The 20604-nt window shown below is 70.4% G+C and carries 18 protein-coding genes and 1 riboswitch; of the genes, 8 read left to right on the top strand and 10 right to left on the bottom strand.

Going from position 1 to position 20604, the window contains the following annotated elements:
* Positions 1-15 precede the first annotated feature (15 nt).
* On the bottom strand, positions 16-375 hold the full coding sequence (locus AB0K60_RS35070) for a hypothetical protein (RefSeq protein WP_364065264.1): 360 nt from the start codon (positions 373-375) through the stop codon (positions 16-18).
* A 408-nt stretch (positions 376-783) separates the two neighbouring features.
* On the opposite strand from AB0K60_RS35070, the gene AB0K60_RS35065 reads away from it, so the two are divergent.
* A complete protein-coding gene (locus AB0K60_RS35065) occupies positions 784-2814 on the top strand; it encodes an AAA family ATPase (RefSeq protein WP_364065261.1) in 2031 nt (676 codons plus the stop codon).
* 233 nt (positions 2815-3047) lie between these two features.
* Complete coding sequence (locus AB0K60_RS35060) at positions 3048-3728, top strand: Crp/Fnr family transcriptional regulator (protein ID WP_364065258.1); 681 nt, start codon at positions 3048-3050, stop codon at positions 3726-3728.
* 31 nt (positions 3729-3759) lie between these two features.
* On the opposite strand, the gene AB0K60_RS35055 is transcribed toward AB0K60_RS35060, so the two are convergent.
* Complete coding sequence (locus AB0K60_RS35055) at positions 3760-4263, bottom strand: hypothetical protein (RefSeq protein WP_364065255.1); 504 nt, start codon at positions 4261-4263, stop codon at positions 3760-3762.
* Positions 4264-4488: 225 nt separating this feature from the next.
* On the opposite strand from AB0K60_RS35055, the gene AB0K60_RS35050 reads away from it, so the two are divergent.
* From AB0K60_RS35050 to AB0K60_RS35035, 4 genes are read left to right on the top strand one after another with little or no spacing between them, the layout of a single operon-like run.
* The gene (locus AB0K60_RS35050; protein WP_364065252.1) at positions 4489-5196 is read left to right on the top strand and encodes a hypothetical protein; all 708 of its coding nucleotides are present in this window, start codon (positions 4489-4491) and stop codon (positions 5194-5196) included.
* Positions 5197-5199: 3 nt separating this feature from the next.
* A complete protein-coding gene (locus AB0K60_RS35045; protein ID WP_364065249.1) occupies positions 5200-7323 on the top strand; it encodes a hypothetical protein in 2124 nt (707 codons plus the stop codon).
* 19 nt (positions 7324-7342) lie between these two features.
* Positions 7343-8329, top strand: coding sequence for a hypothetical protein (locus AB0K60_RS35040; protein WP_364065246.1), 987 nt, complete (start codon positions 7343-7345; stop codon positions 8327-8329).
* A complete protein-coding gene (locus AB0K60_RS35035) occupies positions 8322-9677 on the top strand; it encodes a DUF4407 domain-containing protein (RefSeq protein ID WP_364065243.1) in 1356 nt (451 codons plus the stop codon). Before AB0K60_RS35040 ends, AB0K60_RS35035 begins: the two co-directional genes overlap by 8 nt.
* Positions 9678-9819: 142 nt before the next feature.
* Here AB0K60_RS35035 and groL read toward each other — a convergent pair whose 3' ends face one another.
* The 5 genes from groL to AB0K60_RS35010 form a co-directional block, all read right to left on the bottom strand.
* The gene (gene groL / locus AB0K60_RS35030) at positions 9820-11445 is read right to left on the bottom strand and encodes a chaperonin GroEL (protein ID WP_364065240.1); all 1626 of its coding nucleotides are present in this window, start codon (positions 11443-11445) and stop codon (positions 9820-9822) included.
* A 404-nt stretch (positions 11446-11849) separates the two neighbouring features.
* A complete protein-coding gene (locus AB0K60_RS35025; protein WP_090947280.1) occupies positions 11850-12050 on the bottom strand; it encodes a cold-shock protein in 201 nt (66 codons plus the stop codon).
* 337 nt (positions 12051-12387) lie between these two features.
* Positions 12388-12663: a MoaD/ThiS family protein gene (locus tag AB0K60_RS35020; RefSeq protein ID WP_364065236.1), complete on the bottom strand. Its 276-nt coding sequence runs from the start codon at positions 12661-12663 to the stop codon at positions 12388-12390.
* A gap of 13 nt (positions 12664-12676) precedes the next feature.
* Positions 12677-13987: a threonine synthase gene (thrC, locus tag AB0K60_RS35015; protein ID WP_364065233.1), complete on the bottom strand. Its 1311-nt coding sequence runs from the start codon at positions 13985-13987 to the stop codon at positions 12677-12679.
* A 15-nt stretch (positions 13988-14002) separates the two neighbouring features.
* Positions 14003-14146, bottom strand: a riboswitch (SAM riboswitch).
* A gap of 283 nt (positions 14147-14429) precedes the next feature.
* Positions 14430-14981, bottom strand: coding sequence for an RNA polymerase sigma factor (locus AB0K60_RS35010; RefSeq protein WP_364065230.1), 552 nt, complete (start codon positions 14979-14981; stop codon positions 14430-14432).
* 135 nt (positions 14982-15116) lie between these two features.
* Here AB0K60_RS35010 and AB0K60_RS35005 point away from each other — a divergent pair, with 135 nt between their 5' ends.
* On the top strand, positions 15117-16562 hold the full coding sequence (locus AB0K60_RS35005) for a trehalose-6-phosphate synthase (RefSeq protein WP_364065227.1): 1446 nt from the start codon (positions 15117-15119) through the stop codon (positions 16560-16562).
* Between the two features lie 6 nt (positions 16563-16568).
* Here the strand turns inward: AB0K60_RS35005 and otsB are convergent, their stop codons facing one another.
* Both otsB and AB0K60_RS34995 read right to left on the bottom strand, forming a co-directional pair.
* On the bottom strand, positions 16569-17414 hold the full coding sequence (gene otsB / locus AB0K60_RS35000; protein WP_364065224.1) for a trehalose-phosphatase: 846 nt from the start codon (positions 17412-17414) through the stop codon (positions 16569-16571).
* A gap of 79 nt (positions 17415-17493) precedes the next feature.
* On the bottom strand, positions 17494-17844 hold the full coding sequence (locus tag AB0K60_RS34995; protein ID WP_364065426.1) for a DUF3263 domain-containing protein: 351 nt from the start codon (positions 17842-17844) through the stop codon (positions 17494-17496).
* Between the two features lie 294 nt (positions 17845-18138).
* Here AB0K60_RS34995 and AB0K60_RS34990 point away from each other — a divergent pair, with 294 nt between their 5' ends.
* Positions 18139-18945 carry an SAM-dependent chlorinase/fluorinase gene (locus AB0K60_RS34990; RefSeq protein ID WP_364065221.1) on the top strand — a complete coding sequence of 269 codons (807 nt, stop codon included), beginning with the start codon at positions 18139-18141 and terminating at the stop codon, positions 18943-18945.
* A gap of 27 nt (positions 18946-18972) precedes the next feature.
* Here the strand turns inward: AB0K60_RS34990 and AB0K60_RS34985 are convergent, their stop codons facing one another.
* The gene (locus AB0K60_RS34985) at positions 18973-20601 is read right to left on the bottom strand and encodes an ABC transporter substrate-binding protein (RefSeq protein WP_364065218.1); all 1629 of its coding nucleotides are present in this window, start codon (positions 20599-20601) and stop codon (positions 18973-18975) included.
* Positions 20602-20604 lie beyond the last annotated feature (3 nt).

Here is a 20604-nt window from a genome sequence, read left to right as displayed (position 1 = left end):
GCGCTGTCGGCGGGCTTACCGATGGAGAACTCCGGCGACGAACAGCACGCCCTCCGCGAGGACCCAGGCGATCACGGCCGCCACCATGAGGACGGTGAACCTGCTCGGGTCCCTTCTGGCGACCGGCCCGAGCCAGGCGCCCGCGGTGCAGAGCGCGGCCGTCACCGCGAAGGCCCCGGACGTGAACGCCGCCGATCCCAGGCGGTCACGGCACGCCTCCGCCTCCTCGCCCGCCGTGCAGAACGCCGCCAGCCCCCACCCGGCGAACACCGACAGCCCCCACAGCGCGGCCAGCAGCAGGTTCGCCACGGTGGGGATCACCGGCGACACCCACATGCCGGGGGCGTCGTCCGGCCGGTCAGAGGTCGGCTTCACGGCTTCAAAGTACCCGCTTCCCCACTTCTCAAGTAGTCATCCTTAAAATCCTCATAAAGCGAGTGGATTCCTGCCGGGCGGCAAAGGCCGAAAGCCTCCGATTACGGAACGGCCGATACCCGTCGACGGCGCGTCGCCGTTAATTCGTTTGAGGCCCATGGCGGCGACGAGTAGGCTGCTGGGTTCGCGCGCCGACGCCGGGGACGGGCAGGGAGCCACGCCCCGCGCGGCGGGCGCTCACCCTTCGTCAGATCGCGACCGGCGGTTCCGGCCCGCCGGGCGTCGCCGTGCCCACGGCGCGACGACCGTCCCCAACGACCGGTACCGACGACCCGACGACAACCGATATCGACAACCGCATAGACCGCCGAAACTCCGCGTTGACCGAGAACCTGGAGGCCGTTCCGCATGCCCGCCCACCAGCTCGCCCCGGACATACCCGACGAGGACCGTCCCGCCGACGTGCTCGCCGCCGAGCGCGCCCACCTCGCCGCCGCGCGCACCGCGTTGCGGGCGATGCGCGAGCACGCCGAGTCGCTGTCGGCCGACGCCGCCGGGGACTGGGTGTCCCAGGAGATCCTGCAGCACGCCCTCGACCAGCGCGTGGCCGCCCTCGCCGACCACCCGGACACCCCGCTGTTCTTCGGCCGCCTCGACCGGTCCGCCGACGACGATCTGCCGCACACCATCCACGTGGGCCGGCGGCACGTGCACGACGGGCAGGGCCGTCCCCTGGTGATCGACTGGCGGGCACCGGTGTCGCGGGCGTTCTACCAGGCCAGCCCGGCCGACCCGATGAACGTCGCGCTACGCCGCCGGTTCGGCTACCAGGGCGGCGAGCTCACCGCGTACGAGGACGAGCACCTGGAGCAGGGCGAGTCGCTCGGCACCTCCAGGATCCTCACCGACGAGATCGAGCGGCCCCGCACCGGCCCGATGCGCGACATCGTCGCCACCATCCAGCCCGACCAGGACGAGATCGTCCGCGGGGATCTCGCCCGCACGATCTGCGTCCAGGGCGCCCCCGGCACCGGGAAGACGGCCGTCGGCCTGCACCGGGCCGCGTACCTGCTGTTCACGCACCGGGAGAAGCTGTCCCGCAGCGGCGTGCTGATCGTCGGGCCGAACCGCGCGTTCCTGTCCTACATCTCGGCCGTGCTTCCCGCGCTCGGCGAGGTGAAGGTCGACCAGGCCACCGTGCTCGACCTGCTCGGGGCGCCCGACGCCGTCCCCGAGGACGACGAGACCGCGGCGGTCAAGGGCGACGCGCGGATGGCGGCGGTGCTCAGGCGGGCGCTGTGGGCGCACATCGTCAAGCCGACCGAGGGCCTGGTGTATCCCAAGGGCGCCTACCGCCACCGGGTGCCGGACCACGAGGTCCGCGAGATCGTCGCGTCGCTGCGCGGCACCACCCGGTACGGCCCCGGCCGCGCCGCGCTCGCCCAGCGCCTGGCCCACGCGGTGCTCGTGCGGATGGAGCAGCGCGGCGAGGCTCCCGACGACCGGATCCAGGACGCCGTCGCCCGCTCCAGGCCGGTCCGGCAGCTCCTCGACCAGGTGTGGCCCAAGGTCACCCCGCAGCAGGTGCTGTTCCGGCTGTTCTCCGACCCCGAATTCCTCGCCGCCGCCGCGCGGAACGACCTGACCGAGGCCGAGCGGGAGCGGCTGCTGTGGCGCAAGCCGTACCGGTCGGTGCGGTCGGCGAAGTGGACGGTCGCGGACGCGGCGCTCCTGGACGAGCTGGCCGACCTCATCGAGCGCACGCCCTCGCTCGGTCACGTGGTGGTGGACGAGGCCCAGGATCTGTCGGCGATGCAGTTGCGCGCCCTCGGGCGGAGGTGCCGCAACGGGTCGGCGACCGTGCTCGGCGACCTCGCCCAGGGCACCACGCCCTGGTCGGCCCGCTCCTGGCAGGAGGTCCTCACCCACCTCGGCGTCGCCGAAGGCGAGGTCACCGAGCTCACCCTCGGCTTCCGCGTCCCCCGCGAGGTGCTCGACTACGCCGCCCGCCTGCTCCCCTCGGTCGCGCCCGGCCTCGCCGCCCCGCGCTCCCTGCGCCCCGGCGTCGGCTCCCTCGCCGTACGGCCCGCCCCCGGGCTGCCCGAGGCCCTCTCCGCCGCCGTCCGGGCCGCCCTCGCCCGCGAGGGCTCCATCGGCGTCATCGCCGCCGACGCCGCCGTCCCGGCCGTCCGCGCCGCGCTCGACGGCGTCCCGCACGAGGTCCTCGGCCCCGACTCCCCCGGCGACCACCGTCTGATGATCGTCCCCGCCACGCTCGCCAAGGGCCTGGAGTACGACCATGTGATCGTCGTCGAGCCCGCCGACATCGCCGAGGCCGAACCGCGCGGCCTCGCCCGTCTCTACGTCGTCCTCACCAGGGCCGTCACCACCCTGACCGTCCTGCACACCAGGCCCCTGCCCGCGCAGCTGACGTCCTAGATCCGCGTTCCTCGCCCATGCGCGTACGGCCCGGGGAGAATGGAGGCGACCGCTCGCGTGCGTGAGCAAGGGGGCAGGAGATGTCCGGCGGAGCGCGTCCCACGCCCGATAGGGCGATGTCTGATAGGGCGTCCGATAGGGCGTCGTCAGGTAAGGCATCTGGTAATGCATCCGATAGGACGCCCGATAAGGCACGGCGCGTCTCCGCCGGCCGGTGGCCCGCGGGGACGCTCATGGCCGGTCTGAGCCCGCAGAGCGGCCAGGAGCTTCTCGCGCTCGGCGAGCCCCGGCCGTACGGGCAGGGGGACGTGCTCATCCGGCAGGGCGACCGCCGGTGCGATCACGTCTACCTGCTGCGTGGCGTGCGTGATCGGCCGTCGGCCTGCGCCAAGGTGACGGCCGGCCTCGGCGACGGGACCGAGACGCTGCTCGGCATCCGGGTGACCGGTGACATCGTCGGCGAGATGGGCGTGGTGCGCGACACCCCGCGGACGGCCACCGTGACCGTGTGCGTGCCCACGCTGGTCTTCCACATCCCGGCCGACAGCTTCGTCTCCTTCCTCGACCGGGAGCCGCGGCGGTGGTCCGTACTCACCGCGACGATCGCGGACCGCCTGCAGTGGGCGAACGAGCGACGCCTGGACTTCTCCTCCCTCGACGTGCCCAGACGCCTGGCCCGGCTGCTGTTCATGCTGGCGCGGCGGCACGGGACGCCGGTCGCGGGCGGCGTCGATCTGGGCATCAGCCTCTCCCAGGCGGAGCTGGGGCGGCTCATCGGCGCCCGTGAGGCCGCGGTCGGCAACGCTGTCAGGGCGCTCAAGGACGTCGGCCTGGTGCGGACGCGGTATCGGCACGTGGTCGTCACCGACCTTGATGGGCTGCACGCCTTCTCGGCGGCCGGTGAGCCCGCCTGACCATTACGGCCTGACGATTACGGCCAGGCGATTACGGCCAGGCGATCGCGACCATGGCCCAGGAGACCACCGAGACGAGCGCCAACCCGGTCCACGGGAGCGCCCTGCGGATGTGGCGATGCTTGCACTGGGCGATCTCGGCGAGCAGCCGGACCATCGCCCACGCCTCGGCGGGCTCGGCGAAGGCGGCCGCGTCCGCCGGTGGACCGTTGACGACTCCGGTGATGCCGTACCTGCTGGGCGAGCCGGGCGGCGTCAGCCGGGGCCACAGGACCCGCAGGACGTGGTAGCCGGAGACGAGAAAACCCAGCAGGAACAGGGCGAGCAGGACGTACCCGACCGCCGCGCCGGCGCCGTCGAGTTCGGCCGCCGCCCGGCCCGGCGCGATGGCCGCCGCCACCGCGGCCGTGTGGATGACCACGAGCACGCCCGCCTTTCCGTCCGCCTGCTGAACGTAATTCTGGAATATCGTCACGATGGCGTGCATGGCGGCCGGATCCTCGACCGTTCGGCCCGGTCCCTTGAACAGTCTCATCTCATCCTCCCAATGGACTAGTTCAAGCGGACTACCGCAGCCACCCCGTGAGTATGGATTAGTACCCTCACGGCGGCCTATTTCCATCAGGTGGGGTCAGATGCCCTACAAGTAGGGAATCTTGCGCTCCTCTCCCAGGACATACTTGGAGTATCACAGCAATCATGCCAACGAAAGTGACGCACCATATCGATGGAAAGGGACATTTTCGGTCGTGCCCTCGTCGTGAGCAGCGATCTCAAAGGGTACGGACGAAGCACCGATAAGAAGCAGGAATTCCTGCAGGCCGGTTTCGTCGCCATCCACCGGCAGGCCGCCGAGGTCGCCGGCCTGCGGCGGGACGAGTGGGTGATCCAGGAGGGCGGCGACGGGGAGCTCGCGGTCCTGCCGGCGACCGAGTCGGAACCCGCGGTGGTGGACGCGTACATGCGGGCCCTCGCCCGCGCGCTGCGCGAGCGGAACGAGGGGGTTCCGGCGGCGGATCGCTTGCGGCTCAGGATCGCCGTCGCCTTCGGCACCGCCTACCCGGCGTCGAACGGATTCGCCGGTCAGGCGGTCGTCGAGGCGAGCAGGTTGGTCTCGTCCGGGACCATCAAACGCATCCTGGAGGATCAGGAGAAAGTGAATCTGCTTCTGATTCTTTCGCAACGCGTCTTCGACGATCTCGTACGGCAGGAGCACACGTCCTACCGTCCGGACGATTTCGTCAACATTCATGTTCACGAGAAGGAGTACGAGGGATCCGCATGGGTTTGGACACCTGATGTGGATATAAGCGTTTTGCGGTCTTATGTCGGCCACAGGAGAGACGACGCCCCGGCGGGCCACGGCCCGGCGCAGACCGTCACCTATTCGCAACGGGCCAAGAACATCAACAACTTCACCGGGTCGCTCGACGCCCGCGGCTCGGTATTCGGCGTCAGCGAGAAATAGCCGATGACCGAGGAGAACAAACCGGGGGCCCCGGAGCAGGACCCCACGCCCTCCGCGGCATCCGCGGACGACGCGGACCCGAAACAGCCCGGACCCGAGGGGTCCGATCGCACGCCCAAGGAGTCCGATCAGAAGGACGCGTCCGAGCCACCCAAGCGCGACCCCGAGGACGACGACGTCGACGAGAAGGACCTCGGACAGAGCGCGACCGTCATCAACAACTTCTTCGCCGACGTGGACGCGTCCGCGTCCATCTTCGGGATCGGGACGCGCCCGGCCGGCCGCTCGGTCACCGGAAGCCTCGGCATCGAGGACATCGACGCGGCCGTCGCGCGCTTCGTCGCCCCGCCGCGATTCGAGGAGATGGTGGCCAGGCTGCGCGAACGCCGCGTCCTGCTGCTCACCGGCCCCGCCGAGACCGGCAAGTGGACGGGGGCGGTCAAGCTGCTGACCCGCATGCCCCTCGCCGACCGCAGGATCACCGTGCACTCCCCCGCCCGCGACCTCGACCACCTGGTGTCCACGACCACCTTCAAGAAGGGACGCGGCCATCTCATCCGGGACTGGACCGCCGCCGAGGCCGCCTCGGCCCTCCAGCGGTTCCAGTTCGACGCCCTGCGCGCGAAGCTCGCCGAGGCCGACGCCTACCTCGTCATCACCCTCGCCCGGCGGGTGACGGCGACCGGCGCGGACGGCTACCGGATCGACTGGGAGCCCCCCGCGCCCCAGGCCGTCTTCGACGCCCACCTCGGCGGCGTCGAGGTCACCGCGGAGATCGAGCAGGTCCGCGAACAGGTGGGGGAACTGCGCTCGGCGCGCCGGATCGCCGAACTCGCCCGGCGCATCCGCGAGGGGCGCGGCGCCCCGGCCGGGCTGCTCGCCGAGATCTCGGGCGACGACGTCAGGGCGTGGTTCGATGCGGGGCCCCGCCGGTCCGAGGTGCTGGTGGTCGCCGCCCTCGCCTTCGCCTACGGCGCCTCCGAGCGCGTCTTCGAGCGGCTGCTGGTCGATCTGACCGCCCTCGCCGACGAGGTACGGCGGCAGGGCAGGGAGCCCGAACGGCGCCCCGACGACGACGATCTGCCGCAGGAACGATGCAAGTGGACCAGCGGACACCCGCTGATCACGGTCGAACGCGCCGACCCGGCCGAGGGCGGCGAGCGCCGGATCGTCTCCCCCGGCGCCCACCACCGCGAGCAGGTGATCAAGGAGCTGGTCGATCGCTACGGCTACGAGCTGTGGGAGCCGCTCCGGCTGTGGATACACCGGCTGCCGACGGACTTCCCCGAGGTGCAGTTGCAGGTCGTGGCCGGGGTGGCGCTGCTCGCCAGGGAGAATCTGGGCGAGGTTCAGGAATTCCTCGACACCTGGGCCAACGGAACCTGGCGGGAGCGGCTCGCGGCGGCGAACGTGCTGTCGATGATGTGCGCCGACGACGAGCCGGCGCTGGCGGCGCGGCGCACGGCCCTGGGGTGGGTGGAGAACGCCGGCCAGCAGCGGGCGATGACCGCGGCGCTGGCCTTCGCCGGCGGGCTCGCCATCCGCGACCCGGCCGACAGCGTCGCCTGGCTGTGGTTCCTGTCGCTGCGCGGGATCCGGGTCAGCACGACCGCCCAGCGCGCCCTGACGCTGCTGTTCCAGAGCGCGGCCGAGCGGACCGGCGACATCCTGCCGGCGCTGCGCCTGCTGGCCGCGTACGTCGACCGCGACATGCACGAGGTGGAATTCGCGCGGGCCCGCAGGGCGCTGTCCGCCGTGCTGGCCGTTCTCGACTGCGACCGGCTCGGGGCAGAGGGCGAGCCGGTCGCGGCGTGGGTGCTCCGCTCCGAGCCGGACAGCGCCCGGTGGCTCGGCGTCCTGTGGAGGTGGACGCTGGCCAGCGCCTTTCACCGGGCGGACGCCATCCGCGCCCTCTGCCGCACGTTGGAGACGCTCGAAGGCCGGCCGGGCGCGCTGGAGGCGGCCCGAGCGCTCGGCGCGGCGCTGTGGTCGGCGCTGCCGGACGGCTTCGCCGTACTGGTGAAGCAGTCGATCCGGCAGGCCGTCGCCTCCCGGTCCCGCGTCAACTCGCACAAGACCCGAGAGCTCGTCCTCGCCCTGCTGGACGCGGGCGCCGGGCGGGCCTGATCACGATCAAGGAAATCCCATGGGCGGCAGCTATCCCATAGTGCAGGAACGTTCCCTCAAGCCCGCCCGGCGGCGCTGGGGGCTCTTCGCTCGCAGAGACGTCGACGAGCTTCCCGAGACGCCCGCGGGCGCCATCCTCGTCTTCGAGATCGAGGGCGGGTTCAGGGCGTTCTCCGAGCGGCGTCACCTGACAGGGTCCGAGGAGGCCGTGGTCAACGCGGTCTCGGTGAGCGTCGTCGACGTCCGCACCCGTTCCGTGACGGTCGAGGTTCCCATCCCCTCTCAGGATCTTGGATACCGTTTCCCGGTCCGGGTCGAGTTCAAATGCCGGGTCGTAGAGCCGGAACTCGTCGTCGAGCATCACGTCGCCGACGTCGCCGCGATCCTGGCGAGTCACCTTCGGGGCGACGTCAAGCTCATGCAGCTGGGGAGGAACCGGCCGATCGAGGAGACCTATGCCCTGATTCCCGAGGTCTCCGCGCGGATCCAGGCGTACCTGGAGGTCTATCCCCCCGAGATCGAGGGCATGCGGATCACCTTCGCCGGCGTGGACCTCCGGCTCCCCGACGACGTGGTCGTCCACAGCAAGGGCATCAAGCGGCTGCAGTGGGAGCGGGAGAGCAAGGAGCTCCTGGTGGCGATCGAGAACCGCGACGTCGCCCGGATCGAGGACATCTTCCGGCGGGGCCCGGAGGCGGCGGCCGCCCTCGGCATCTCCCGGGAGCAGCTCCTCATGCCCGACGCCGTCGAGTTGGTACGCAAGGCCGAGGAGCAGCGGCTGACCCACCTGTCCGACCTGCTCAAGCGCCTGCCGGACGGCGCGCTCGACTTCCTTCCCGTGGACACCCATCGGCTGCTCAACCAGGTGATGAAGTCGGTCACGGGCGTGGAGCTCGTCATCGAGCCCTCCGACGACAACCGGCCGCAGCTCGGCGGCGGCAGGCACGCGAGGGCCGACGACGCGGACGGCCCCCGGCCGATCGATCTGGAGGATCTCGATGACTGAGGCGCCCCTGCGGACCGGTACGGCGACCGCCGCCACCGCCTGGCAGCGGCTCGCCCTCGGCCGCCGGCTCAGGGTGCTGGCCGGCGTCGACGAGAAGATGCTGGACAAGGTGCCACTGGAGCGCACCCGCTTCACCGGCCTCGGCGGGGTGGTGCTCGGCACGGCGGCGGTCGCCGGGCTGTCCATGTGGTTCGCGGTGGGGCAGGTCCTCGGCGGCTGGCATGTCGCGATGCTCATCCCCGTCGTCATGTGGGCGCTGATCGTGCTCAACCTCGACCGCTGGCTCGTTTCGGCGGCCACCGGCATGTGGCAGCGCCGGGTGCTCATGATGTTCCCCCGCCTGCTCATGGCGGCGCTGCTCGGCGTGGTCATCGCCGAGCCCCTGGTGCTGCGCGTCTTCGAGACCGCGGTGGAGCAGCACGTGAAAGACGGCCGGGAGCAGGCGCGGGAGCTGGAGCAGGCGCGGTGGATCGGCTGCAATCCGAAACCGCCCGCGCCGCCGACCCGGCGGGACTGCGACGCCGCACGGCTCGCGTCGGTCGGGGTCGAGTCCAGGTCGGACACGATCACCAAGCTGGAGGCGAGCGCGCGCAGGCTGGAGACCCGCATCGACCGTGCCGAGAAGCACCTGTCGGATCTGGTCGAGCTGGCGCGGAAGGAATGTGTGGGAGAGGACGGAGAGGGCCTCAGCGGCAAACGAGGGGAGGGACCGCTCTGCATTCGTAACCGGGCCGACGCGGCGGATTTCGAGGCCCGCAGCGGGCTCGACAAGGACAGGACCCGGCTGAACGGGCTGCGTGACCAGATCGCCCGTCTGCGCGGCCCGCTCGCCGCCGAGGAGGCGGACTTCGAGGCCCGCCTTGATCGGGCGATCCGCGAACGGCTGGACGACCTGCCCACCAAGGACGACCCGATCGGGCTGCTCGAACGCATGAAGGCCCTGCACGAGCTCACCGCGGCCAACCCGTACCTGTTCGCCGCGAGCTGGCTGATCCGGCTCTTCCTGATCGTGATCGATTGCCTGCCCGTGCTGGTGAAGCTGATGGGCGGCACGACCGCGTACGACCGCATGGTGGCCACCGAGATCCGCAGGCGCGAGGAGGTGCACGCCAGGGAGGCGGAGCTGCGGGCCAAGGGGGAGATCGACGAGCTCGATCTCGCCGCGTACGCCGCCGACGAGGAGCGGCGCAGGCGGCGCCAGAACATCGACGTGGCCCGCCGTACGACCGAGGCCCAGACCCGTGCGCGTCTGGCGGACCTGGTCGACCAGCGCACCCAGGAGCTGCGGCTGCGCCAGAACGGCGGCCCGGTGCACGAGGAGCGCCGCAACGGCTCCCTGACCCTGTGAAGGCCCTGTGAGGCCCTGTGCCTTCAAGGAGGGGGGCGGGGGATATGACGAGGGGCGGCCCGGTGTGGACCGCCCCTCGTCGCCCGATGGGTGCTGATCGGGTGAGGAAACCCCAGGTGAGATACCCGGGTGGGAGAGTGGACTAGAAGTCCATGTCGCCGCCGCCGCCGGGCATGGCGGGGGCCTTCTCCTTCTCCGGCTTCTCGGCGATGACGGCCTCGGTGGTCAGGAACAGGGCCGCGATCGACGCCGCGTTCTGCAGCGCCGAGCGGGTGACCTTGGCCGGGTCGATGATGCCGTTGTCGAACATGTTGACGTACTCGCCGGTGGCGGCGTTGAGGCCCTCGCCCGGGGTGAGGTTGCGGACCTTCTCCACCACGACGCCGCCCTCAAGGCCGGCGTTGACGGCGATCTGCTTCAGCGGCTCCTCCAGCGCCTTGCGCACGATGGCGGCGCCGGTGGCCTCGTCGCCGGTGAGCTCAAGCTTGTCGAACGCCTTGGCGCCGGCCTGCAGCAGGGCCACGCCACCGCCGGGCACGATGCCCTCCTCGACGGCCGCCTTCGCGTTGCGGACGGCGTCCTCGATGCGGTGCTTGCGCTCCTTGAGCTCGACCTCGGTGGCCGCGCCGGCCTTGATGACGGCGACGCCGCCGGCCAGCTTGGCGAGGCGCTCCTGCAGCTTCTCGCGGTCGTAGTCGGAGTCGGTCTTCTCGATCTCAGCGCGGATCTGGTTCACGCGGCCGGCGATCTCGTCGGCGTCGCCGGCGCCGTCCACGATCGTGGTCTCGTCCTTGGTGACGACGACCTTGCGGGCGCGGCCGAGCAGGTCGAGGGTGGCGTTCTCCAGCTTGAGGCCGACCTCCTCGCTGATGACCTGGCCACCGGTGAGGGTGGCGATGTCACCGAGCATGGCCTTGCGGCGGTCGCCGAAGCCGGGGGCCTTCACCGCGACGGACTTGAACAGGCCGCGGATCTTGTTGACGACGAGGGTGGCCAGGGCCTCGCCCTCGACGTCCTCGGCGATGATCAGCAGCGGCTTGCCGGCCTGCACGACCTTGTCGAGCAGCGGCAGCAGGTCCTTGTTCGCCGAGACCTTGCCGTTCACCACGAGGACGTAGGGGTCCTCCAGGACCGCCTCCATGCGCTCGGGGTCGGTCACGAAGTACATCGAGATCAGACCCTTGTCGAAGCGCATGCCCTCGGTGAGCTCCAGCTCAAGGCCGAAGGTGTTGCTCTCCTCGACGGTGATGACGCCTTCCTTGCCGACCTTGTCCATCGCCTCGGCGATCATCTCGCCGATCTGGGCGTCGCCGGCGGAGATGGAGGCCGTGGAGGCGATCTGCTCCTTGGTCTCGACATCCTTGGCGATCTTGGAGAGCTCCTCGCTCACGCGCTCGACGGCGGACTCGATGCCGCGCTTCAGCGACATCGGGTTCGCGCCGGCGGCCACGTTGCGCAGGCCCTCGCGAACCAGCGCCTGGGCGAGCACGGTGGCGGTGGTGGTGCCGTCGCCCGCGACGTCGTCGGTCTTCTTGGCGACCTCCTTCACCAGCTCGGCGCCGATCTTCTCCCAGGGATCCTCGAGCTCGATCTCCTTGGCGATCGACACACCGTCGTTGGTGATCGTGGGGGCGCCCCACTTCTTCTCCAGCACGACGTTGCGGCCCTTGGGGCCAAGCGTCACCTTCACGGCGTCGGCGAGCTGGTTCATACCGCGCTCGAGACCGCGCCGGGCGTCCTCGTCAAACGCGATCATCTTGGCTGCCATACGGCTAGACCTCCCAGACAAAGGGTGGCTTGCTACGGATCGAGCCGACGCCCGCGACGGCTATGGTCCCGCCTCCACGCGGCACCACACGCCGCGGCTCGGCAAGGCCCCATCGCCTCGATCCTGTTGTCACTCTCGGCTGTCACTCTCGACATGAGAGTGCCAACGAACTGTTTAGCACTCTACCCGGGGGAGTGCAAGCGCAAGCCCCTTGACCAGGAGATACGTGTCTCCCAACTGGCACAACGCCCGGTCAAGCTCCTTTGCCCGGCACCAGATCCGCAAGGTGTCCGCCACGCGTCCGCCACGCGTCCGACGACGTGTCCGGCAACGCGTCCGCGACGTCAAAAGGGCTCGGTCCGCCTTCAGCCGGGACCGAGCCCTTGCCGTCTGTCGTGCTGCCGTCAGACAGACCGGACCGACTCGGCCTGCGGACCCTTCTGGCCCTGCGTGATCTCGAACTCGACCCGCTGCCCCTGCTCCAGCGAACGGTACCCGTCCATCAGGATTGCGGAGTAATGGACGAATACATCCTTACCACCGTCTACCGCGATGAAGCCGTAGCCCTTGTCCGCGTTGAACCACTTGACGGTGCCCTGCGCCACTTTCCGACTCCTCTTACTGGGCTTCGGAACCTCGCCCATTCACCGCGAGGTCCCTGACCTCCGAGCCGGGAAGTCGCCAACTTCCCGGGCACGTCGATCGTCCTCGACGATACCTGTGGCATGCCGTGGGGCAACAGAGTCAATCGCCAAACTCACCCTTGACGTTCGCTCTAAGCGGGACGCAATTGGGCCCGCTTCCGGGAGGCGAATGACAATTTAGGTATTTTGTATCCCGTTTCTTAAACTTCGTTACTGATAGCCCAGCACGTCACCGGCCCTGGACGCGACGACGCCCGCGTCGGCAAGGCCGTACGCGGGCGTCGGGCGATGCGGAGAGTCAGCCTCCGGCCACGGCGGGGATTATCGAGATCTGCGCCCCTTCGGGGATGGAGGTGTCCAGTCCATCGGCAAAACGGACGTCCTCTTCCCCGACATAGACGTTGACAAAACGGCGAATCTTGCCCGTTTCGTCCAGAATTCGCCCGCCGATGCCCGGATAGTCCGCGTCCAGCTTCTGCAGTACGTCGCGAAGGGTCGCCCCCTCTCCGGTGACCTCGGCGACACCCTGCGTATATGTGCGGAGAATCGTCGGAATCCGTACTGATACGCTCATAATAACGACCCTTTCAGGAGTTGTCGGGGAATGCAGCGCGAAAAGCGTCGAGAGACGGGCGGATCACTGCGGTGGGCCGCGCCCCGGCGGACACCGCGTCGAGCGTCTTGAGGCCGTCGCCGGTGTTGAGGACGACCGTCTCCGCGTCGGGGTCGATCCTCCCGTCCGCCACCAGCTTGCGCAGCACGCCGACGGTGACGCCGCCCGCCGTCTCGGCGAAGATGCCCTCGGTGCGGGCGAGCAGCCGCACGGCGTCGACGATCTGCTCGTCGGTGACATCCTCCACCGCCCCGCCGGTCCGGCGGGCGATGTCCAGCACGTACGGCCCGTCGGCCGGGTTGCCGATCGCCAGCGACTTGGCGATCGTGTCGGGCTTCACCGGCCGCACCACGTCGTGCCCGGCCTTGAACGCCGCCGACACCGGCGAGCAGCCCTCGGCCTGCGCCCCGAAGATCTTGTAGGGCCGGTCCTCCACCAGCCCCAGCCTGATCAGCTCCTTGAAGCCCTTGTCAATCTTGGTGAGCTGCGAGCCGGACGCCACCGGGATCACGATCTGGTCCGGCAGCCGCCAGCCGAGCTGCTCGGCGATCTCGTACGCCAGCGTCTTGGAGCCCTCCCCGTAGTAGGGCCGCAGGTTGACGTTGACGAAGCCCCACTTGTCGCCCAGCGGGTCGCCGATCAGCTCCGAGCAGAAACGGTTCACATCGTCGTAGGTGCCGTCGATCGCCACCAGCCGCTTGCCGTACACCGAGGCCATGACGATCTTGGCCTCCTCCAGGTTCGCGGGGATGAACACGCAGGCGTCGAGCCCGGCGCGGGCGGCCGCCGCGGTGACCGCGCCGGCGAGGTTGCCGGTCGAGGAGCACGACAGCGTGTGGAAGCCGAACGTGCGGGCCGCCTCAAGCGCGATCGCCACCACCCGGTCCTTGAACGAGTGCGTGGGGTTGCCCGAGTCGTCCTTCACGTGCAAACTGCGCAGGCCGAGCTCCTTGGCCAGGTTGTCGGCCTTGACGAGCTTGGTCCAGCCCGGCGCGAGGTTGGGCTTGGCCGCGACGTCGGCCGGCACCGGCAGCAGCGGGGCGTACCGCCAGATGCTCACCGGGCCGGACTCGATCCTCGCCCGCAGGGCCTCGCCGACCTGGTCGGCGGCCGGACCTTGCTCGGTGTTCCACGGGTATGCCACCTCAAGTGGCCCAAAACACTCGATACAGGCGAAGTTAGGGCCGAGATCATACAAAGCCCCGCACTCTCGGCAGGACAGGCCGATGGCGGGGCCGAAGTCGTAGGTGGACGTCGAGACGGATTCCGTGCTTGCAAGCGCCATGAAGCGAGGCCTTTCTCCTCATCTTCACCCGGCGACCACCCTGGTCGCGGGCCGGAATTGGCACCTGTCCCGGGCGGCCCCGCGGATCGCGAGCGCAGCTACACCGGGAGGGTTGCCGGGGCTTCAACGGGCCGGTCCCTCCACCCCTCTGGATGAGCAATCTTCAGTTGTACCCACGGCGGGGCCCGATCGAGTGATTACAGCCGGTGAGCAGACAACCGGCGGCGGCCCCGATCCCCGGAAACCCGACATCGCGGCAGCGCATGGGCCGAACCGCACGGGTATCCATAAAGACTTTACAACGGGGTAACGGCGAACCGAGGGCGTGTCTCACTCCGCGAGACCGGCCCGTCCGATCCCGCCCCCTCCAGGCCCTGCCCCGGTTGCCGCCCCGGTTGCCGCCCCGGTTGCCCAGCGTGACCGCCGCGCCGCCCCGGAGGCGTCAGCCGTACGCCTCCCCGAGCGCGGACTGCACGTACTTGCGCGCCTGATGGATGCGCGACTTGGCGGTGCCGAGCGGGATGTCGAGCTGCTCGGCGACCTCCGCGTAGTCGAGCTGGCAGATGTCGCGCAGCACCAGGGCCTGGGCCAGCTCGGGCTTGTCGGCCTCCAGCGCCTCCATCGCGTCCAGCAGGTCCAGCCGCGACCCGGCGATCACGCTCACCCGCCGCGGGTCGGGGCGCTGCTCGGGCAGCTCCTCGGCCTGCTCCGAGGAGCGCCGCTTGAGGCTGCGGTACGTCGTGCGGGCGCAGTTGGCCGTCACGATGTGCAGCCAGGTGCTGAACCTCGCCCGCCCCTCGAACCTGCCGATGTTGCGGGCCACGGCGAGCAGCGTGTCCTGGCAGGCCTCCTCGGCGTCCTGCTGGTAGGGCAGCAGGCGGGCGCAGTGCCGCAACACATCGGGTTCGATGCGCCGCAGCAGCTCTCCGAGCGAACGATGATCCCCCTGGGCGGCTGCGCGGGCCAGCTCCTCCGTCGTCTCGTCAAGCGCCATCCTCGTCAAACCCCCATTCGGCCGAACCACGCATCGGCGATTCCGTCCTGCGCGGTCATCCTATTGGCGAGGACCGCTTTTGGTTAGCCTGCTGACAAGGCCGCCGGCGAGGGCCCAAGCGAGTGGAGCGGATCGATGCACGCAGTCCTGGTCGCCTCCAACCGGGGGCCGTGTTCGTTCACCCTGTCCGAGGACGGCGTGCTGACCATGCGCCGCGGCGGCGGCGGGCTGGTGTCCGGCCTGGTGGAGGTGGCCAAGGAGACCTCGATGTTGTGGGTGTGCGCGGCGCTGTCCGACGGCGACCGCAGCGCGGCGCGCGGCGCGCCCGGCGGCAGGCTGGACCTGGCCGGCCACGACACCGGTCCGGTGCGCATGCTCGACATCCCCCCGGCGACGTTCCACCGCGCCTACAACGACGTGGCCAACTCCACGCTGTGGTTCGTCCACCACCTGCTCTACGACACCCCCAACTCCCCGCACTTCGGGACGCGGTTCCGCCGGGAGTGGGAGTCGTACCAGGACTACAACGCGATGTTCGCGGTGGCGCTCGCCGAGGACGCCGCGCACGGCGCGCGGGTGCTCATCCAGGACTACCACCTGGCGCTCGCCCCGGCGATGCTCCGCGTCGAGCGCCCCGACCTGCGCATCGCGCACTTCTCCCACACGCCGTGGGCCCCGCCGGAGTACTTCTCGCTGCTGCCCGACGACGTGGCGTGCGAGGTGCTGTCCGGCATCCTCGGGGCCGACCACGCCGGGTTCCTCACCGCGCGGTGGGCGACGGCGTTCATGGACTGCTGCGAGGCGGTGCTCGGCGCGCAGGTGGACCACGCCGCGCGGACCGTGGTGCACGAGGGCCGCACCACCCGGATCGGGGTGCACGCGCTCGGCGTGGACGGCGAGGCGCTGGTCGCGCGCTCCCGCGAGCCCGACGTGGCCGCCCGCGTCGACGCGATCCGCGAGCTGGTCGGCGACCGGCGGCTGATCGTGCGCATCGACCGGACCGAGCTGTCCAAGAACATCGTGCGCGGCCTGCACGCCTACCGGGAGTTCCTCGCCGACCACCCCGAATGGCACGGCCGGGTGGTGCACCTCGCCTTCGCCTACCCCTCCCGGCACGACCTGCCCGAGTACCGCGAGTACACGGCGGCCGTGCAGCGCTGCGCCAAGGAGATCGAGGACGAGTACGCCACCGAGGACTGGGATCCGCTCATCCTCAGCGTGCACGACGACTACCCGCGCTCGCTCGCCGCGTACCGGCTCGCCGACGTGCTGCTGGTCAACCCGATCCGGGACGGCATGAACCTGGTGGCGAAGGAGGGGCCGATCCTGTCGCCGCGGTGCGCCCTGGTGCTGTCCCGCGAGGCCGGGGCGGTCGCCGAACTCGGCGAGGACGCGTTCGTCGTCAACCCCTACGACGTCTCCGGCACGGCCGCCGCCCTGCACGAGGCGCTCACGCTCGCCGAGGACGAGCGCCTCAAGCGCGGACGCCGCCTGCGCGCCGCCGCGACCGCCCTGCCCCCGAAACAGTGGTTCGCCGACCAGCTCGCCGCCCTCCCGGATGGCCCGGTTTCCGGCGGCTAGGACGCTTCAGGAACGGCCGGAGAGCGCCGCCGCCAGGGTACGCAGGAGGGCGATGACGCCGGGCGGGCCCTCGACGACGACGTCGGCCCTCTCGGTGAGCGCGGCGGCCACCTCGGCCGATCCGCTGCAGACGGCCACCCCGGGGACGCCGGAGGCGGCGCCGGCGCGTACGGCGTCGAAGGCGGCGAGGTCGCCGAGGTCGTCCCCGGCGAACAGGACGGACCGGGCCGCTCGTTCGGCGAGGAAGGCCAGCAGCGCCTGGCCCTTGTCGACGCCCGGCGGCCGGAGTTCGAGGACCATGCGGCCGGGCTCGACGATCAGGCCGGTCTCGGCGGCGAGCTTCGCGACCGGGTCGGCGAGCGCCGCCAGGGCCGCCGCCGGGTCGGCGCAGTTGCGCGTGTGCAGGGCGAGCGCGCGGCCCTTGTCCTCGATCCGCGCGCCGGGCAGGTCCGCGACGAGCCCCGGCAGCGCGGCCCGCACCCGGTCGAGGCCGGGCGGCGGCGGTGGCGCGCTGACGCGGCCGTCCTCCCAGCGCTCGGCGCCGTACTGGCCGAGCACGACCAGTCCGGGCACGTCGGCGAGGCCGGGCCCGCCGCCGGGGGGACGCCCGAGGGCGATCGCCTGGGCGACGGGGCGGCCGGTGACGATGACGATGCCGCCGACCCTGCGGCCGAGCTCGATCAGCACCTCGGGGGCGTCGGGGTGGACGTACGCGGCCTCGGGGTCGGCCACGATCGGCGACAGCGTGCCGTCGAAGTCGGAGGCGATCACCGCCCCGGCCGGATCCGCCAGGATCGCCGCCATCCCGGCCGCGCCCGTCTCGGTCCGCAGGCCGAACCCGTCAACGCCCATGTTCCCGTCACCCCCGCTTGGTCGGGTCGCCTAGGCTTTCTTCCCTTTTCTACAGGCCCTTTTCTGCAGGTTTGTTGGGCTACTTCCAGGTTCGATCGTGATCCATGCCCAGTTTGCGCACGGCACGCTCCCGCTGCCGGGCGGCCCGCAGCCGCCGCAGGCGCTTGACCAGCATCGGGTCGAACGCCATCGCCTCCGGCCGCTCGATCAGCTCGCCGAGCAACTGGTAGTACCGGGTGGCGGAGATGTCGAAAGTTTCCTTGATCGCCTGTTCCTTGGCCCCGGCGTACCGGAACCACTGGCGCTCGAAGACGAGCAGCAGGCGCTCGCGCTCGGAGAGCTCCTTGGACGTCGGTCCGGACGGCTCGGACCTCTGGGCGGGGGTGGGTTCGTGGGCGCCACTGTCACCGTGGACCGGTGCAGTGTCCATGCTCTCCTCCTCGGTGAGGCGCACGATGATCGCACCGTGCACGCGCAGCCCGTTGGCCATCGTAATGCGGCCTGCGCCGACCTTTGCCCGGTTCTCAAGCACCGGCAAAGCATGCGAACCATCCCAGCATAGGACTTGACACCGACGTTCCATCGGCCGCCGGGAATCCCTCGATCATTCACCAAGTAGGTCAACCCGGGCGTTCGCCCCCGCCCGCGGATACCGCGCCACACTTCGGAACCGCCTTCGGCAAACGCTGTTCAGCGCGGGACGCACAACGTAATGTCGCGAGCTGTGACCTCAGTTATCACGATGCTCACCGACTACGGCCTGGAGGACGGCTTCGTGGCCGCCTGCCACGGCGTGATCATGAAGATCGCGCCCGAGAGCCGGATCATCGACGTCTGCCACCTGATCCCGGCCGGAGACGTACGGCGCGGCGCGGCGGTGCTCGCCCAGACCGTGCCCTACCTGCCCGAGGGCGTGCACGTCGCCGTCGTCGATCCCGCCGTCGGCACGGCGCGGCGGGCCGTCGCCGTGCGCGCGGGCGAGCGCGTCTTCGTCGGCCCCGACAACGGGGTGCTGTCGTGGGCGGTCCACGCGGCCGGCGGCGCCGACGAGGCGTACGAGCTCACCAACGAGGAGCTGTTCCTCACACCCGTCTCCCGCACCTTCCACGGCCGCGACATCTTCGCGCCGGTGGCCGCACACCTGGCGAAGGGGCGTGCGCTCACCGAGGTCGGCACCGGGCTCCCGGTGGAGCGGCTGGTGTCCCTGCCCGAGCCGACATCCCGGGTGCGCGACGGCTCGGCCGAGGGCGAGGTGTTGTCGGTCGATCACTTCGGCAACGTGCAACTGTCCATCCGGGCCGAGGACCTGCAGTCCCTCGGCGTGGAGAACGGCGACACCCTCGCCGTACGGCTCGGCCGCCGCCAGATGTCGGTGCCGTACCGGGAGACCTTCGCCGCCGTGCCCCCCGGCGAGGTGGTGGCGTTCGCCGACTCGGCCGGCCTGGTCGCCTTCGCGGTCAACTCCGGCGACGCCGCCGAACGCCTCGGCCTGCCCCCGGGCGCCCACGTACGGCTCTCGCCCGCCCACTGACGGGCCGTACCAGGTCGCGGCAGCGGGTCACGCCCACTCGACCGACAGCCAGTCCACGTGGTTGAGCAGGTTGATGTGCACGTTCTTGACGTACTGCGAGTAGGCGGCGTTGAGCCGGTAGAAGTACACCGGGATGTACGGCATGTCCTTGATCAGGATGTCGTCGGCCATCTGGTAGTACTTCAGCCCCTCCTCCGGGGTGCGCGCGGCGTCGCCCTTCTTGATCAGCTCGTCGAACCGCCGGTTGGAGTAGCCGCCGAAGTTCTGCCCGTGGGCGATCGCGCCCGTCGAGAAGACCGGGGACAGGTAGTTCTCCGCCGACGGGTAGTCGATCACCCAGCCCATCCGGAACAGCCCGCCGTACTTGTTGGCGTCGAGCTGGTCGAGGATGGCGCCGAACTTCTCGAACTCCTTGACGGTGACCTCGACGGCGAGGTTGCGGCGCAGGTTCTCGCCGACGGCCTCCACCCACTCGCGGTGGCCGCCGTCGCTGTTGTAGCCGAGCTCGATCTTCCTCGGCCCGTTCGCCGCAGCGTACATCTGCCGCGCCTTCGCCGGGTCGTACGTGCACGGCTCGCCGCAGACGCCCTGCCGGTAGCCCTCGATGGCCGGGTTGATGAAGTCGTCGGCGGGCACGCGGCTGCCGGAGAAGACGACCTCGGTGATCGTCTTGCGGTCGATCGCCATCGAGATCGCCTTGCGGATGCGGACGTCGCTGTAGACGTGGTTGTACTGCAGCGGCGTGCCGATGTAGCCCACCCCGGCGTCCGGCAGGTCGATGAATCGTTCGCCGAGCCGCGCCCGCGCGCTGCCGAGGGCGGTGGACGGGATCTGGTCCATGATGTCGACGTCGCCCGCGAGCAGGTCGGAGAAGGCGACGTCCAGGCTCGTGTAGACCCGGAACTGCAGCCGGGTGAACTTCGGCTTCGGGCCGGGATACCGCTCGTACCTGGACAGGTCGATCGTCTGGTCGACGCCCTTGTGGTAGGGCCGGTCCAGCTTGAAGTAGCCCTGGCCGATGGGCTGCTCGCCGTACCGGTCGGTGATCTTCCCGTCCGGGCCGAAGGCCGCCTTGGGCAGCGGGTAGAACGCGGTGTACCCGAGCATGGTCTTGAACTGCGAGAACGGCTCGGCGAGCGTCACCTGGAAGGTCAGGTCGTCGATCACGCGCAGGCCGCGCAGCCGGTCGGTGGCGGGCCGCTCCCCGCGGCCCGGGTTGAGCGCCGGGTAGCCGGCGATGCGGGAGAAGAAGATGTTGTTGGACTGCGCGTTCTCCTGGTTGGCCACGTAGTTCCAGGCGTCGACGTAGTTCTGCGCGACGACGGGCTCGCCGTTGTGCCAGGTGAAGCCGGGCTTGAGCTTGATCGTCCAGACGCGGTTGTCGGGCGAGGTGATGGACTCGGCCGCGTCCTCGACCGGCTTCTTGTCCTCGTCGTAGTCGACCAGCGGGGTGAAGACGGCGGCGAGCACCTCCGCGCCCTCGGTCTCCTTGGTGTTGCCCGGCACGAGGGGGTTCTGCGGCTCGCCGATGCGCATGCGGACCGGACGGTCCGGCGCCGCCCCGGATTGGGCGCCCGCGCCGGCCCCTCCGCATGCGGCGAGGATCGCGAGCGTCACGACACCGGCGATGAGCCGGGTGCGTTCGATCACGCGCATGGT

It is taken from the genome of Thermopolyspora sp. NPDC052614 (assembly GCF_040678635.1).
Taxonomy (GTDB): domain Bacteria; phylum Actinomycetota; class Actinomycetes; order Streptosporangiales; family Streptosporangiaceae; genus Thermopolyspora.
This window is presented reverse-complemented; position numbering and strand designations above follow the sequence as displayed.

What these genes read in the sequence shown, in the direction of transcription:
- AB0K60_RS35065 (WP_364065261.1), top strand. Translation starts at nt 784, where the DNA reads ATGCCCGCCCACCAGCTCGCCCCGGACATACCCGACGAGGACCGTCCC.
- AB0K60_RS35060 (WP_364065258.1), top strand. Translation starts at nt 3,048, where the DNA reads ATGGCCGGTCTGAGCCCGCAGAGCGGCCAGGAGCTTCTCGCGCTCGGC.
- AB0K60_RS35055 (WP_364065255.1), bottom strand. Translation starts at nt 4,263, where the DNA reads ATGAGACTGTTCAAGGGACCGGGCCGAACGGTCGAGGATCCGGCCGCC.
- AB0K60_RS35045 (WP_364065249.1), top strand. Translation starts at nt 5,200, where the DNA reads ATGACCGAGGAGAACAAACCGGGGGCCCCGGAGCAGGACCCCACGCCC.
- AB0K60_RS35040 (WP_364065246.1), top strand. Translation starts at nt 7,343, where the DNA reads ATGGGCGGCAGCTATCCCATAGTGCAGGAACGTTCCCTCAAGCCCGCC.
- AB0K60_RS35035 (WP_364065243.1), top strand. Translation starts at nt 8,322, where the DNA reads ATGACTGAGGCGCCCCTGCGGACCGGTACGGCGACCGCCGCCACCGCC.
- groL (WP_364065240.1), bottom strand. Translation starts at nt 11,445, where the DNA reads ATGGCAGCCAAGATGATCGCGTTTGACGAGGACGCCCGGCGCGGTCTC.
- AB0K60_RS35020 (WP_364065236.1), bottom strand. Translation starts at nt 12,663, where the DNA reads ATGAGCGTATCAGTACGGATTCCGACGATTCTCCGCACATATACGCAG.
- thrC (WP_364065233.1), bottom strand. Translation starts at nt 13,987, where the DNA reads ATGGCGCTTGCAAGCACGGAATCCGTCTCGACGTCCACCTACGACTTC.
- AB0K60_RS35010 (WP_364065230.1), bottom strand. Translation starts at nt 14,981, where the DNA reads ATGGCGCTTGACGAGACGACGGAGGAGCTGGCCCGCGCAGCCGCCCAG.
- AB0K60_RS35005 (WP_364065227.1), top strand. Translation starts at nt 15,117, where the DNA reads ATGCACGCAGTCCTGGTCGCCTCCAACCGGGGGCCGTGTTCGTTCACC.
- otsB (WP_364065224.1), bottom strand. Translation starts at nt 17,414, where the DNA reads ATGGGCGTTGACGGGTTCGGCCTGCGGACCGAGACGGGCGCGGCCGGG.
- AB0K60_RS34995 (WP_364065426.1), bottom strand. Translation starts at nt 17,844, where the DNA reads ATGGACACTGCACCGGTCCACGGTGACAGTGGCGCCCACGAACCCACC.
- AB0K60_RS34985 (WP_364065218.1), bottom strand. Translation starts at nt 20,601, where the DNA reads ATGCGCGTGATCGAACGCACCCGGCTCATCGCCGGTGTCGTGACGCTC.